The organism is Pseudoflavonifractor intestinihominis (assembly GCF_040096055.1).
Taxonomy (GTDB): Bacteria; Bacillota; Clostridia; order Oscillospirales; family Oscillospiraceae; genus Pseudoflavonifractor; species Pseudoflavonifractor intestinihominis.
In genome coordinates this window covers 58,857-72,579 of record NZ_JBBMFK010000017.1, presented here as the reverse complement: position 1 = coordinate 72,579, position 13,723 = coordinate 58,857, and the positions used below count along the sequence as shown (strand labels likewise).

The window sequence follows — 13,723 nt, the reverse complement described above, 5'->3', positions numbered from 1 at the left end:
AACAAAGTGGTGCCTGCGGATGACAGCGCCGTCCAGGCAGAGAATAAGAACGAATAAAATAAGAGGCCCCGCTGGATACTCCAGCGGGGCCTCTTGTATTTATAATACTATATCTTTCTCCCGGCAGGAGTCGAAGATCTTTTTGGTATGGATACAGACGGCCTCGCGGATACAGGCGGAGTCCTGCACGGGGCCGGGCATAACCTTTTCAGGCATGGAAATACCTCCCGATTGAGTAGTGAGAGGCTGGATACCCCTCACGCCATACTATGGACCAGGCGGGAGATTGGTGCGGAAGGGGATTGCCGTTCCGGCGGGGAGCGCATATCATGAGCCCAACAAAAACGGGCCCGGGGCGGAGAACAGCCCAGATGGGGGCGGAATCGGGGGAAATGGGGAGCGTATGCCCGCAAAAGAAAAACGGAGCGCCTCGTGAAGAGGCGCTCCGTGTCCGTACAGGGGGAGGAAAATACCGGGAACTCAGTCCACCAGCTTGTCCAGCTCCTTGATATGCTCGGTCTCGTTGGAGATCTTGTGGTTGGCCTGCTTGGCGTAGAGGTTGACCACCACCTGGGACTTCTTGATGGGCTGCATGGTGCCGGCACCGGCCACGCAGCCGCCGGGGCAGGCCATGCCCTCCAGCAGGTAGCCGGGGTACTTGCCGGCCACCGCGTCCTTCATCATCTGGCGGCACTCCCGCAGGCCCTCGGCCTTGGCCACCTTGACCTCGCGGTCGGGGTAGCGGGACTTGATCACGTCCACCACAGCGGTAGCCACGCCGCCGGACACGGCGAAGTTCCGGCCGTCGGTGGAGGCGTCGTTGACGCCGGTGGGGTCCTCCTCGATGGTGGTCAAATCCACGTGCTTGGCGTCGAAGATACCGGCCATCTCCTCAAAGGTGAGGACGAAGTCCACCTCGCTGCGGACGCTCTTGCGCATGGCCTCCAACTTCTTGGCGGCGCAGGGCCCGATGAACACAACCTTGCCGTTGGGGTGGTTGTGCTTGATGAGGCGGGCGGTCAGGGTCATGGGGGTGAGGGCCATGGAGATGCAGTTGGCGTGGTCGGGGAAGGTCTTCTTGGCCATGACGGACCAGGCGGGGCAGCAGGAAGTGCCCATGAAGGGCAGCTCCTCGGGGACCTCACGGACAAAGTCCTCGGCCTCCTGGGTGGCGCACAGGTCGGCGCCGATGGCCACCTCGAAGATATCGGCAAAGCCCAGCTGCTTCATGGCGGCGCGGAGCTTGCCGGGGGTGACCTTGGGGCCGAACTGGCCCACAAAGGCGGGGGCCACGGCGGCGTACACACGCTCGCCGGACTGGATGGCCCGGATGACCTGGAAGATCTGGGACTTATCGGCGATGGCGCCGAAGGGGCAGTTGACCAGGCACATGCCGCAGGAGACGCACTTGTCGTAGTCGATGTCGGCCTTGCCGTTGGCGTCGGTGTGGATGGCGTCCACGCCGCAGGCCACGGCGCAGGGCCGCTCCTGGATGATGATGGCCTTGTAGGAGCACACGTCGGCGCAGCGGCCGCACTTGATGCACTTCTCCTGGTCGATGTGGGAGCGGCCGTTGTACCGGTCCAGCTTGATGGCCTCCTTGGGGCAGACCTCCTCGCAGGGGTGGGCCAGGCAGCCCTGGCAGCCCTCGGTGACCAGCACCTTCTTCTCAGCGCAGGCGTTGCAGGCGAACTTGATCACGTTGATCAGGGGCGGGGTGTAGTAGGTCTCGTCCCGGTCGGCGGCCTCGATGTTGTCGGACAGAGGGGCGTGCTCCGCCGCGCTGCGGCAGGGCAGGCCCATGGCCAGACGCAGCCGCTCGCCCACGATGGCCCGCTCCAGGAACACGTCGTTGCGGAAGTTGCCCACTTCGCCGGGAATAATCTTATAAGGAAGCTCCTCAATGCGCTTGTCCACCGGCCACTCGGTGTGGTAGGCCATGCGGGCCACCTCGCGGAAGATTCTGTGCCGGATCTCCTGAATACGCGTTTCAACGCCTCTCATAGTTTTTTAGATCCCCCTTGTGTTTCTTCGGTGTTGCATGCAGAACATATTTTGCCCGCTAAAACCGCGGGATTTTGGTTACAGAGAAAGAATACCGCAAATATTCCCGCTTGTAAATCATTAGCAGCAAATTAAAATACGATTTTTACATTAGATAAGAAAAAGAAGGCGCAGCCGGGCCGGTTTCGTGTACGTTTCACAGGACGAAATAAGAGAAAACAGAGGAAGCCCTTGCAATCGGCGGGCCGGGCGGATATCATGGAGAAAAAACGGAGAGGATGGAGCGTATGAGACGAAAGGACCGGGAGCAGGGGACGGAGTTTATCCACCGGGTGATGGACCGCTGTGCATACATGGTGCTGTCCATGACGGGGGCGGACGGACTGCCCTACTGCGTGCCCCTGACGCCGGTGCGCAGCGGGGAGGACATCTACTTCCACTGCGCGCCGGAGGGGGAGAAGGTGGACGCCCTGCGGGCCCATTCCAGGGTGGCCATGGCCTTTGTGGAGGAGGCGGAGGCGGTGCCCCGGAAGTTCACCGCCCGGTACGCCTCGGTGCTGGCCAGAGGTACTGCCAGCGAGGTGACGGAGGAGGCCGAGAAGACGCAGGCCCTGCGGCTGCTCTGCCTGCGGCACTGTCCGGCGGACATGGACCGGTTCGACGAGGTGGTGCGGGCCTGGATGCCCCGCACCGCGGTGTGGAAGGTCCGGGTGGAGTCCGCCACCGGAAAGGCCAATCCGGGGGACTGACAGCAAAAATTACCTGAAAAGAACCGCCTCTTTTGGAACAGACTAGGTCCAAAGGGGGCGGTTTTCATGACCAAGGAATTTTTTCGCAGCCGTCGGGCAAAGGTGCTGGCGGTCAGCTTTGCGGCGGCGGCCTTCGCGGTGACCGGCGGCGCGGCGCTGAAGAGCCACGCCCGGGCGGAGGCCTACCGGAACATTGTCAACAACACCTACCAGCACGCCTTTGCCGAGCTGACCACGGCGGTGGCGGAGATGGACGCGGCGCTGCAGAAGAGCGCCTACGCCACCTCCCAGCCTCTGCTGGCCCAGCTGTGCACCGAGCTGTTCGGCCGGGCCATGTCCGCCCAGATGGCCATCGGCGAGCTGCCCTACGGCAACGTGGAGCTGGCCCAGACCGCATCCTTTGCGGCCAAGGTGGGGGACTACGCGGCGGCCCTGTCCAAGAGCACGGCGGCAGGGGACGGGACCACGGAGGAGGAGAAGGAGAACCTGCGGGCCCTGGCCGCCGCCTCAGGGCAGCTGTCCCAGATGCTCCAGGACCTGCAGGCCGACATCCACGGCGGGACCATCACCCTGGAGGACCTGGAGCAGGCGGAAGTCCGGCTGGCCCAGACCCAGGAGGGCGGGGAGACGGCGGGGAGCACCTTCCAGAACATGGAGGCCGACTTCCCCGAGGTGCCCACCCTGATCTACGACGGCCCCTTCTCCGAGCACCTCTCCACCCAGCAGCAGCCCAAGGCCCTGGAGGGGCTGGAAGAGGTGACCCAGGAGGAGGCCCGGGAAGCGGCGGCGGCGTTCATGGGCCTGAAGCCGGAGATCTTCACGGCCGTGTCCACCGGCGAGGGGGCCATCCCCTACTGGAGCTTCTCCGCTGTGGTGGACGGGGGCGAGGTGTATATCGAGGTGTCCCGCCAGGGGGGCAGGGTGACGGAGCTGATGAACGCCCGACCGGTGGGGGAGGCGACTCTCACGGCGGAGGAGGGAGTGGAGGCCGCCAGGGCCTTCCTGGCCGCCCAGGGGTACGAAGACATGGAGCCCACCTATCATATCAGCCAGGACAACATCCTCACCGTCAACTTTGCCGCCCGGCAGGGGGAGACGCTGTGCTACCCGGACCTGATCAAGGCGGCGGTGGCCCTGGACAGCGGCAGCATCGTGGGCTTTGAGGCCGAGGGGTATCTGATGAACCACACACAGCGGGCGATGGAGCCCCCCGCTGTGTCGGAGGAGACGGCCCGGGCGGTGCTGGACCCGGATCTGGAGTGCCTGTCCCACCAGCTGGCCCTCATCCCCACCGCCGGAAAATATGAGGTGCTCTGCCACGAGTTCAAGTGTCAGCTGGAGGACGGACGGCACTATATCGTCTACGTGAACGCCCAGACCGGCAGCGAGGAGAAGATCCTCATTCTGATCGAGGATGAGAGCGGAACGCTGACCATATAATGGCCTGACGGAATGCCCGCCCGGGGACAGAGATGTCTCCGGGTGGGCTGCTGCCTGGGCTGCGAAACTTTTACACAACGGGCAAAACGGCGGAGATCGGTGGGACCGGCCTGGAAAATGGGACGGAAACAGGTGAAAAAAGCGGGGATGGCCTGGGCACGGGGAAGAGGCCCTTGAAGGAAACCGGGAAGCATGGTACAATAAACAACAATTATTTTGCGGATACGGAAGGGGTTTCCAACTTTTGCAGGGGGAATCCCGCACCTTTCCGCACCAAAAGGACAGCGCCGGGGCACTGTGCCCGCCTTCCGGCGGAGAGGTGGCTTGAGGAGTGGCGATGAGCATGGAACTGGACGGGCGGTCTGTGGCGGACACCTACTGCGGCATACTGGATTTTCTGAGCGAGAGCTCCAACGATTACTTTTACTTTATGGATTTTCAGACGGAGCGGATCCATTTCTCCAGGAACATCTGCAGGAACTACGATGTGATGGAGAACGGGCGGGACTACGTCACGGTGCATGAGTGGAGCCGGATCGTCTACTCGTGGGATCTGCCCATCCTGCGGGAGCTGTATGAAAAGGTGCGCTCGGGCAGGGAGACGGTGCACCGGCTGGAGTACCGTGTGATCAACCGGCGGGGGGACGTGGTGTGGATCAGCAGCCGGGGCAAGAGCCAGCTGGACGGGGAGGGCCGTCCCCAGTGGGCCATCGGCTGCATCTCCGAGGGGGCCATGGACAGCGGCGCAGACAACTTCACCGGGGCCTTCGGCATGAACCGGCTCAAGCAGGAGTGCGGCCGGCTGCTGGCCGAGGAGCGGGACGGCTTTCTGCTGCTGGTGGGGGTGGACGACCTGAAGTCCATCAACCTGAAGATGGGCCGGGGGCACGGCAACGCGGTGCTCCGGCGGGTGGTGGAGGCCCTGGAGAGCGCGGTGGACGGAGAGCGGCGGATCTACCGCACCAACGGCGACTGCTTTGCGGTGAACCTGCCCGAGACCGATGCCCGCCAGGCGGAGGCGGTGTTCTCCTGCGCCCGCAATCTGCTGGAGGGCCAGTGTACCCTGTCGGGGGGCTGCGTGCCCTTCCGGGAGTACATGGTGCCCGACGCCGAGACCCTCTACCAGTACGCGGAGAACACCCTGGACCACGCCAAGGCCCAGGGAAAGAACCGACTGCTGTTCTTCTCCGCCGACGACTACGAAAAGGAGATCGCCACCCTGGAGCTGAAGGAGGACCTGACCGGGAGCGTACAGGCCGGGTTCCGGGGCTTTTCCCTGTGCTATCAGCCCCAGGTCTGCTCGGGCACCTACCGGCTCTACGGCGCCGAGGCCCTGCTGCGGTACACCTCGCCCCGGCGGGGCAGCGTGCCGCCGTCGGAGTTCGTGCCCATCCTGGAACAGAGCGGGCTGATCCGCCCGGTGGGCATCTGGGTGCTGGACACCGCCCTGGAGCAGTGCAGGATCTGGCGGCAGCTGGAGCCCGACTTCCACGTGAGCATCAATGTGTCCTACACCCAGCTGTGCGAGGCGGATATCGTCCAGAAGGTGCTGGACGCGGTGGACCGGAGCGGCCTGCCCGGCGAGGCCGTCACCCTGGAGATCACCGAGAGCATGCAGCTGCTGGACTACCCCCAGATCAACGACCTGTTCCTCCAGTGGAAGAAGCACGGCATTGAGATCTCGGTGGACGACTTCGGCACGGGCTACTCCAGCCTGAGCCGGCTCAAGGAGCTGGAGATCGACGAGATCAAGATCGACCGGTGCTTTGTCAACAACATCCAGCACAGCGCCTACAACTACCGCCTGCTGGGCAATATGCTGGAGCTGGCGGACAGCTGTCAGATCCGGGTGTGCTGCGAGGGGGTGGAGACCGAGGAGGAGCTGACCGCCCTGGAGGAGCTCCATCCGGCCCTGCTCCAGGGGTTCCTGTTTTCCCGGCCCTGTACGCCTGCGGAGCTGGAGGAGCGCTACCTGCGGCCGGACAGCCCGGACTACCGGGCCCGGCTGGAGCGGGAGCGGAACTATCTGAGCCAGATCCACGTCTCGGAGATCGGCTCCGCGGCGGACTGGTCGGAGGACGAGCTGGCCGCGGCCATTCTGGAGGCGGAGAACGACATCTTCTACATCAGCGACATGGACACCTATGAGCTCTACTACGTCAACCCGGCCGGGCGGCGGATGATGGGCCTGCGGGACTACCGGGGACGGAAGTGCTACAAGGCCCTTCAGGGCCTGGACGAGCCCTGTCCCTTCTGCACCAACGCGGTGCTCAAGCGGGACAACTTTTATATCTGGGACCGGCAGAACGAGTACTGCGGGCGGCACTTCCTGCTCAAGGACAAGATCATCACCTACCAGGGCAGGCGGCTGCGGATGGAGGTGGCCCTGGACATCACCAAGCACGAGGTGGTCAGCCGCACCACCCAGGAGCGGCTGATCTTCGCCCAGAAGATCGCCGGATACACCAGGACGCTGTCGGAGTACGCCGACTACGGCGAGGCGGTCAACCGGATGCTGGCCTCAGTGGGGGAGTTCTACCAGGCGGACCGGGCCTATCTCTTTGAACCCAGCCCCCAGCGGGAGGGCCACTGGGACAACACCTTCGAGTGGTGCGCGCCCAACGTGGAGGCCCAGGCCCAGAACCTGCAGGACGTGCCGCCCAGCGTGCTGGAGCGGTGGATGGGGCTGTTTGACAAGGACTGCTCGGTGGTGATCCTGAATCTGGACACCCTGCGCAGGGAGAGCCCGGAGGAGTGGCGGGTGCTGGAGGCCCAGGGCATCAGCCGCCTGATCGCGGTGCCTGTCCGGGACCGGGACCAGACCATCGGCTTCATCGGCGTGGACAATCCCCGCTACTCCATCCACGACGACGCCCAGATCCGGGTGCTGTCCAGCTTCCTGCTGGGCCGGATCCGGCAGGAGCGGAACGAGAGCCGGTACCGGCAGCTGCTCCGTGCCAACTGCCACGATATCTTCGAGCTGCTGGGGCTGGGGCTGTGGGCCATCCGCTTTGACCGGGAGGGAAAACGCCGCGAGATGGTGGCCAACGACACCATGCTCCACATCCTGGGCATCTCCGGCGTGCCCAGCGCAGAGGAGTGCTACCAGTTCTGGTACAGCAGGATCAACGACGGCTACCGCCGCTATGTGGACGAGTCCATGAAGACCATGATCCGCTCGCCGCGGCCTGTGCAGCTGGAGTACAGCTGGCGCCATCCGGAGCGGGGGGACGTGCTGGTGCGCTGCACCGGCATGCGCATGCCCGACGAGGACGGCATGATCTGCCTGAAGGGGTACCACCGGATCGTCAACGACATGGAGCGGCCCAAGCTGGTGCCCGACTCCTGCGCCCGGGACATCTTCGAGTACAACGCGGCGGAGAAGACCATCTTCTTCCACACGGAGCGGACCCTGCTGCTGGGGGAGGAGGCCCACGAGTCCAACTTCCCCCAGTGCTGGATCGACAGCGAGATCGTCCACCCCCACTTTGTGGAGGCCTTCCGCAACGGCTTTTCCCGCACCCGGCTCCAGCGGGGGAACGAGCGGCAGGAGCTGCTGCTCAAGTCCAAAAACGGCACCTACGAGTGGTTCAAGCTGACCACCCAGCGGCTGGACCGGGAGCAGAAGGGCCAGGACGCGGTCATCGCCGTGCTGGAGCCCATCGGCGCCGACCGGGTCATGGAGCTGGAGTACATGCGCATGCGCAAATTCTACCACACCCTGCTCTCCGAGGCCATCGCCTATGCGGAGGTGGACCTGGAGAGCGGCCAGCTCAAGTCGGTGGGCGGGCTGTGGCGGGTGTACAAGCAGGACTACCGCCAGAGCTCCCGCCACTTCATCGAGGTGCTGGAGCAGCAGCTGGCCCCCATGCTGGCCCCGGAGGATCTGGAGCGGCTCAGCCGCTACCGGGACCCGGAGGTGTGGAACGGGATGCTGGCCCGTGGCGAGACCAGCAGCCGGTTCAGCTACCGCCGTCCGGTGGGGGACAGCCTCCACTGGGTGGAGCTGACCATCTACCTCTTCCGGGAGGACATCACCCGCAATGTGTACACCCTGATCTATCTCAAGGACGTCAATGCCGAGAAGGAGCGGGAGTTCGCCCAGGCAAAGGCGGCCGACCGGGACCCTCTCACCGGCCTGTACAACCGCACTGCCTTCGAGCGGGAGATGAAGCGGTGCGTGGAGGAGTGCGGCCAGTCCCCCTGCGGCGTGCTGCTGATGATGGACATCGACGACTTCAAGCAGATCAACGACCAGAAGGGCCATCTGGAGGGGGACAAGGCCCTTCAGGCGGTGGCGCGGGTGCTCACCTCTACCTTCCGGCAGGAGGACATTGTGGGCCGGCTGGGGGGAGACGAGTTCCTGGTGTTCATCCGGGGCGGCATCCGGCGGGAGCGGCTGGAGCAGCGGGTGGAGACCCTGCTGACCACCCTGTCCCGCACCTCCGGCCCCGCCGTCACGGGCAGCATCGGCCTGACCTATGTGTGCAATCTGGACTTCCGCTATGACCACTATCTGAAGCGAGCCGATCTGGCCCTGTACGAGAGCAAGCGGAGAGGAAAGAACCGGTTCCACTTCTACGAGGACTCGGGCGGCCAGGATTAAGGAAAAAGAGAGCATCAGCCCCCTGCGGCGCACAGAGCGTGCAGCGCAGGGGGCTGATGCTTTTGCATGGGCTAGAGGGGGCGGAACGGGGTGCAGGGACCGGGCTGCCTGTACCACCGGCAGCAGCCGGAGGCCGGGTCGTGGCACAGAGTGATCCGGGCCCCGGGGGCAAGCAGGAGCACCAGGCGCGGGCCCGACGGGCCTCTGCGCAGGGAGAGGAGATATGGACCCGGCGGCAGGCCGGTAAAAAAGGCCTGGCCGCAGGTCCACAGCTGCCTGGAGGACTGAACGCAGCCCCTCCAGTCCTGCAGTGTCACGCTGTCCCAGGGACAGCTGCTGGATACACACACCCGGACCAGACACAGGTCCCGGCGGAAGGGGAGGCGGAGGTTCTGCTCCGCCTCCCCGCCGCAGGACAGGCGGAAGACCGGACCGTGGACCAGGGGCGAGGGACAGGTTACTGGCTTACCTTTGCCTTGACCAGATACTGGCCGTCCGTGACGCCGCCGAACAGGTACTTTCCCTCGGTGTTGGTCTTGGTGGCGGCGATGAGCTGTTCACTGGTGACGTCGCCCACTGTGGTCACCTGGTAGAGGCCCACGAAGCAGCCCGCCACCGCCGCGCCGTTCTGGTCGGTGATGATGCCGCTGACCGTGCCGTTGTAGGTGCGGCTGTCCACCTGGGTGGTCATGGTCAGGTTGACGGTGGAGCCGCCCAGGATGGTGACGGTCATGGGGGCGGTAGTGAGATAGCCCAGGGCGGAGGCCCGCAGGGTGTATACGCCGTCAGCCACGTCGTAGAACAGGAACTCGCCGTCGGCGGCGGTATAGGTGGTGGCCACGGTCTCCAGCGCGGCGTTGGTCAGGGTGACTTTGGCCCCTGCCAGCGGGGTGCCGGTTGTGCCAAACACAGTCAGGGTGCCTGCGATGGCCCCCAGGGCCAGAGTGGCGTCTGCCGTGCAGGTGAGGGGAATATCGGTGGTGCTGCCGACGGTCACCGTGACGCCCACGGCGGTGCTCATCCGGTAGCCGTCCTTGACCGCCGCCACGCTGTAAGTGCCGGCGGGGATGCCGTTGAGGGTATAGGTGCCGTCGGCGGCGGTCATGGTGTGCTGATAGGGCAGGCCGGCGCTGTCAAAGAGCTTGACGGTGGCGTCGGCAATGGGGGCGGTACCGTCGGTCACGGTGCCGGTGATGGTAGCAAAAGTGCTGGGAGCAGGGGGAGGGTCAGGTTGACGTTCTCCTCCTGAAGGCCCTGAAGGGTGAAGCTGGGGCTGTACTGAAGGGCCAAAAGGTCCTGCTGGGTGTCGGCCATAGCGCGATTACCTCCTGAAAGTGCCGCATGGTCTGCGGGAGCCCGGGCTGCTGGCGCCGGGCTCTGAGGCAGTCTATGCCGCCGCCGGGGCCGGGGTGACAGAAGGAGAGCAAAATCGACCGGCCCTACCCGCCGGCAGTCTGGAGCAGCAGGAGGGCGGCGGGCGCGTGGCTTTCCATCCATCCGGCCCCACGCTCCGCCATGTCCGCCCGGGCGGAGGTCAGCCAGGCGTCAAAGCAGTCCTGCCCCGAGCCGGTGAGGGAAACCTGCTCCGCCTCGGGGGCCAGCTGGCAGATGAGATCCCACATGAGTGCCCCCTCCAGGCCGGTCTGACCGCCGTCCAGGAACTGGGCGAAGCAGTACCGCAGGGTGTGGTCCCCGTAGTCCAGCAGCTGCTGATAAGCCTCGGGGTGTGCGGAGATATAGGCCAACGTGCTGGAGGCCTCCTGTGGAGAGGAGGCAATCTCGGCCAGCAGCTCGGCAATTGCGTCATTTACATCGTCGACATCGGCGACCGTCTGCTTTTCCTGCACGCCGGAGGGCGACGACTGGCCCGGCTTCAGCCGGACATAGGTCAGGGCATTGCAGCCCAGCTGCATCTCCAGTGTGCCGCTGGCTGCCCTGCACGCATCAGTCCGGACATAGAAGTCAAACTGTGTCCCAGGCCCGATGCCGCGCAGGGAAACTGCGTCGGGGTAGAGGGGGCTGTCGTCGGTCAGCGTCTCACTGGCATGATAGGCAAAGAGCCGGTAGCCGTCCTTTGACTTCTGATAGGGCAGCGGGATGGTGCCCGACTCGGGCAGCTGATAGGAGCAGTTGAACATAAAGACGAGATATTCGTCCCCCTCGTTGGAGGGCATGACCTGCTCCAGGTAGATGGTGGTGGTGTCGCTCTGGAAGGCGGGGACTTCATTTTCCCTGAAAACCTGCCCTTCTCCGGTGTAGCAGTCCTCAGTCAGGGTGCCCTTGGGCACCGACAGGGTGAGAACGTAAGGGGTCTGGCTGGTGATGGCATAGCCCCGCTCCGACGTGATGTTGTCCAGGGTGAGCTGCTCCGGGTCGGTGAGGAAGCAGACCGCCACCGCCACGCACAGTCCTGCGGCGGCCAGAAGGGCCCACAGGGCGGGCTTTTTGCAGCGGAACACGGCCTTGACCCGCTCCTTCACGCCCACTTCGCCGAAAGCCAGGGGGCAGGCGGAGAGGGCAGGGCGGGACACGCTGCACGAGAGCAGGGCCCGGGCGTAGGCCTGTCGGGCCTGGGCGTCCCAGCCGGCCACCACATGCTCGTCACAGGCGAGCTCCAGGTCCCGGCAGAAGAGCAGGTAGCCCGCCCACACCAGAGGGTTGAACCAGTAGACCGCCAGCAGCAGGAAACCCAGAGGCTTCCACCAGTGGTCCCGGCGGGCCAGGTGGGCCCGCTCGTGGGCCTCCACGCAGGGGATGTCCTCCTCCGCCATATGGGAGGGCAAATAGATCCGGGGGCGGAACAGGCCCAGGATAAAGGGGGTGGGGATGCGGTCGCACAGCCACAGCCCGTCCCGGAGGGGGACAGCCTCCGCCACCCTGCGCCGCAGCGCCAGCCAGCTGACCAAGCCGTATGCCAGCAGGGCGGCCATGCCCGCCAGCCAGAGCCAGCTCAGCAGCTCCATCCAGTGGATGCCGCCTCCGGCAGCGGCCGTCACGGCGGACGAGGGCTCCAGATAATTGCTGACCGGCCTGTCCAGAAGGTCCACCCCGGTGCTGACCTGGAGCGCTCCGCCGCTGAGCACAGAGGCGGACACAGTCTCACCGTTGGGAATCAGGCTGACCGGGCTCTCCAGGGAGAAGGGGAGGACCAGCCGCAGGGCTACAATGCCCCACAGGGCGCACCGGAGGCCCCTGGGCGCCTTGCGCAGCACCAGCCGCAGGACCATCACCGCCAGAATCAGCCATCCGGCGGAAATGCTCATGTTCAGCAGCTTCCAGAACAGGGTACTCATGAGTTCTCCTCCTCTCCGCAGGCGTCGATCATGCGGCGGATCTGGTCGATCTCCTGGGGGGAGAGCTTTTTCCGGGCGGTAAAGGCCGCCAGGAAGGCGGGCAGGGAGCCGTCAAAGCTCTCCTCCACAAAGCGGCGGCTCTTCATGGCGTAGAACTCCTCCCGGGAGATGAGAGCGGTGACCACGCTGTCCCGGGTCTGGAAAAGCCCCCGTTCACACAGCCGCTTGAGCACGGTGTAGGTGGTAGTGCGCTTCCAGCCCAGGGCCTGCTCGGCCTGCCGCACCAGCTCCCCGGTGGTGATGGGCGCGCCCGCCCAGATCAGGTCGGCAAAGCGGGACTCCACCGCACCCAGCTGATACTCCTTCATGGGAACACCTCCTCTGTCTACTTCTTGTAGTCAAATATAGTCTACATGGTGTAGACGTAGATGTCAACTGTTTTTCGAAACATGAAGGCAACCTTAACAAATGGTAAGACGGGCTATATTGATTTTACATAATCCCGGGCTATAATGTGGGAGCACTGGTCCCCGGGCAGTGGGACGATGAAATTGATTGAATTGAAAGGAATGTCTGATATGAAACGAATCGCTACCGTGATCCTGGGCGCCGCTCTGGTGCTCTCCCTGGCCTCCTGTTCCAAGCTGGGCCTCCCCGGCAAGCAGTCCGCCTCTCCCGCGCCCAGCGAGAGCGGTATGATGGAGATCAAGACCTCCACCATCACCGGCACCATCAATCGGATGGACGACTATCTGGTGCTGCTGCTGGACAACGGCGACTATCAGATCTTTGACTTTGACAAGGGCCTGGACGCCAGCACCTTCGCCGAGGGCGACAAGGTGGAGGTGACCTACACCGGCGTGCTGGGCGACGAGAACGCCACGCCCGTGGCCACCAAGCTGGTGAAGCAGTAAGGATAAAAAACCGGGGGACACATCGACGTGTCCCCCGGTTTTGCGCTGTTTTGGAGCGGTGAGCGGCTTATCTCCTCAGTACATGCCATATATCGCTGCCGGCGAATCCGCACTTCCGGTAGAGCCGCTCCGGATTCGTCGGATTGCCGCATTGACCGGATACCGTGGCAAAGCTGGCCGAGCCGCGCATCCGCCACAGCAGTTCGGAGACGAGGGAACGGCCCAGCCCGCGCCCGCGATACGCCTGAGATACCTGGATCCACTCCAGGATCCCCTCGCCGATTTCACGGTCCAGTTCTCCAATGCCGGTCGCGGCAATTGCGCCGGTCCGCTCCTCCTTCACAGCGATCCACAGTCCGGCGTCATACACCGGCCGCGTGGTGGAGCGATACAGTTCAGACTCTGAAACACCGATATCATCATAGCAGCTGTTGATATGGTCCGCATATTCCCGCAAGGTAATATCACATAAGCGGAACCCCTCCGGCAGCTGGGGAGGGGACAGGTGCTTCAGACTGTGGAACAGGCGAAAATACGGCTCGTCCGTGTACTGCGCAAACTCCGGCGGACGGAAATCATCGTCATGTATGATGAGGATTCCCTCCGGCAGAACCATGCTTTTTGCCTTCCAGTAGGGGAGGGACGCCGCTCTGCACGGATTGGCAAGGTATTGGCTTTCTGTAATCATATTTACGCCTCGCAGCAATTAAAATGGTC

10 protein-coding genes are annotated in these 13,723 nt (G+C 64.2%); 4 read left to right on the top strand and 6 right to left on the bottom strand.

What is annotated here, in order from left to right; genetic code table 11:
* Positions 1 to 480: 480 nt before the first annotated feature.
* On the bottom strand, positions 481 to 2,004 hold the full coding sequence (locus tag WMO64_RS11075; RefSeq protein ID WP_349232005.1) for a 4Fe-4S dicluster domain-containing protein: 1,524 nt from the start codon (positions 2,002 to 2,004) through the stop codon (positions 481 to 483).
* A gap of 287 nt (positions 2,005 to 2,291) precedes the next feature.
* On the opposite strand from WMO64_RS11075, the gene WMO64_RS11070 reads away from it, so the two are divergent.
* The 3 genes from WMO64_RS11070 (at position 2,292) to WMO64_RS11060 (ending at position 8,799) form a co-directional block, all read left to right on the top strand.
* Positions 2,292 to 2,753, top strand: coding sequence for a pyridoxamine 5'-phosphate oxidase family protein (locus WMO64_RS11070; protein WP_349232004.1), 462 nt, complete (start codon positions 2,292 to 2,294; stop codon positions 2,751 to 2,753).
* 66 nt (positions 2,754 to 2,819) lie between these two features.
* Positions 2,820 to 4,193, top strand: a complete 1,374-nt coding sequence (gene ypeB / locus WMO64_RS11065) for a germination protein YpeB (RefSeq protein ID WP_349232003.1) — start codon at positions 2,820 to 2,822, stop codon at positions 4,191 to 4,193.
* A 337-nt stretch (positions 4,194 to 4,530) separates the two neighbouring features.
* Complete coding sequence (locus tag WMO64_RS11060) at positions 4,531 to 8,799, top strand: EAL domain-containing protein (protein ID WP_349232007.1); 4,269 nt, start codon at positions 4,531 to 4,533, stop codon at positions 8,797 to 8,799.
* A 457-nt stretch (positions 8,800 to 9,256) separates the two neighbouring features.
* Here the strand turns inward: WMO64_RS11060 and WMO64_RS11055 are convergent, their stop codons facing one another.
* From WMO64_RS11055 to WMO64_RS11040, 4 genes are all read right to left on the bottom strand, one after another.
* Positions 9,257 to 9,982, bottom strand: a complete 726-nt coding sequence (locus tag WMO64_RS11055) for a carboxypeptidase-like regulatory domain-containing protein (RefSeq protein ID WP_349232002.1) — start codon at positions 9,980 to 9,982, stop codon at positions 9,257 to 9,259.
* On the bottom strand, positions 9,979 to 10,113 hold the full coding sequence (locus WMO64_RS11050) for a hypothetical protein (protein WP_349232001.1): 135 nt from the start codon (positions 10,111 to 10,113) through the stop codon (positions 9,979 to 9,981). Before WMO64_RS11050 ends, WMO64_RS11055 begins: the two co-directional genes overlap by 4 nt.
* A 125-nt stretch (positions 10,114 to 10,238) precedes the next feature.
* Positions 10,239 to 12,092, bottom strand: coding sequence for a M56 family metallopeptidase (locus WMO64_RS11045; protein WP_349232000.1), 1,854 nt, complete (start codon positions 12,090 to 12,092; stop codon positions 10,239 to 10,241).
* The gene (locus WMO64_RS11040; protein WP_349231999.1) at positions 12,089 to 12,460 is read right to left on the bottom strand and encodes a BlaI/MecI/CopY family transcriptional regulator; all 372 of its coding nucleotides are present in this window, start codon (positions 12,458 to 12,460) and stop codon (positions 12,089 to 12,091) included. The genes WMO64_RS11045 and WMO64_RS11040 overlap by 4 nt, the downstream gene beginning before the upstream one ends.
* 210 nt (positions 12,461 to 12,670) lie before the next feature.
* Here WMO64_RS11040 and WMO64_RS11035 point away from each other — a divergent pair, with 210 nt between their 5' ends.
* Positions 12,671 to 13,006 carry a hypothetical protein gene (locus WMO64_RS11035; protein ID WP_294518112.1) on the top strand — a complete coding sequence of 112 codons (336 nt, stop codon included), beginning with the start codon at positions 12,671 to 12,673 and terminating at the stop codon, positions 13,004 to 13,006.
* Positions 13,007 to 13,073: 67 nt separating this feature from the next.
* Here the strand turns inward: WMO64_RS11035 and WMO64_RS11030 are convergent, their stop codons facing one another.
* Positions 13,074 to 13,694, bottom strand: coding sequence for a GNAT family N-acetyltransferase (locus WMO64_RS11030; RefSeq protein ID WP_349231998.1), 621 nt, complete (start codon positions 13,692 to 13,694; stop codon positions 13,074 to 13,076).
* Between the last annotated feature and the right edge of the window lie 29 nt (positions 13,695 to 13,723).

Excerpts from the sequence above, each read along its gene's own strand:
- WMO64_RS11035 (WP_294518112.1), top strand. The coding sequence starts at position 12,671 with ATGAAACGAATCGCTACCGTGATCCTGGGCGCCGCTCTGGTGCTCTCC.
- WMO64_RS11070 (WP_349232004.1), top strand. The coding sequence starts at position 2,292 with ATGAGACGAAAGGACCGGGAGCAGGGGACGGAGTTTATCCACCGGGTG.
- ypeB (WP_349232003.1), top strand. The coding sequence starts at position 2,820 with ATGACCAAGGAATTTTTTCGCAGCCGTCGGGCAAAGGTGCTGGCGGTC.
- WMO64_RS11030 (WP_349231998.1), bottom strand. The coding sequence starts at position 13,694 with ATGATTACAGAAAGCCAATACCTTGCCAATCCGTGCAGAGCGGCGTCC.
- WMO64_RS11050 (WP_349232001.1), bottom strand. The coding sequence starts at position 10,113 with ATGGCCGACACCCAGCAGGACCTTTTGGCCCTTCAGTACAGCCCCAGC.
- WMO64_RS11045 (WP_349232000.1), bottom strand. The coding sequence starts at position 12,092 with ATGAGTACCCTGTTCTGGAAGCTGCTGAACATGAGCATTTCCGCCGGA.
- WMO64_RS11040 (WP_349231999.1), bottom strand. The coding sequence starts at position 12,460 with ATGAAGGAGTATCAGCTGGGTGCGGTGGAGTCCCGCTTTGCCGACCTG.
- WMO64_RS11060 (WP_349232007.1), top strand. The coding sequence starts at position 4,531 with ATGAGCATGGAACTGGACGGGCGGTCTGTGGCGGACACCTACTGCGGC.
- WMO64_RS11075 (WP_349232005.1), bottom strand. The coding sequence starts at position 2,004 with ATGAGAGGCGTTGAAACGCGTATTCAGGAGATCCGGCACAGAATCTTC.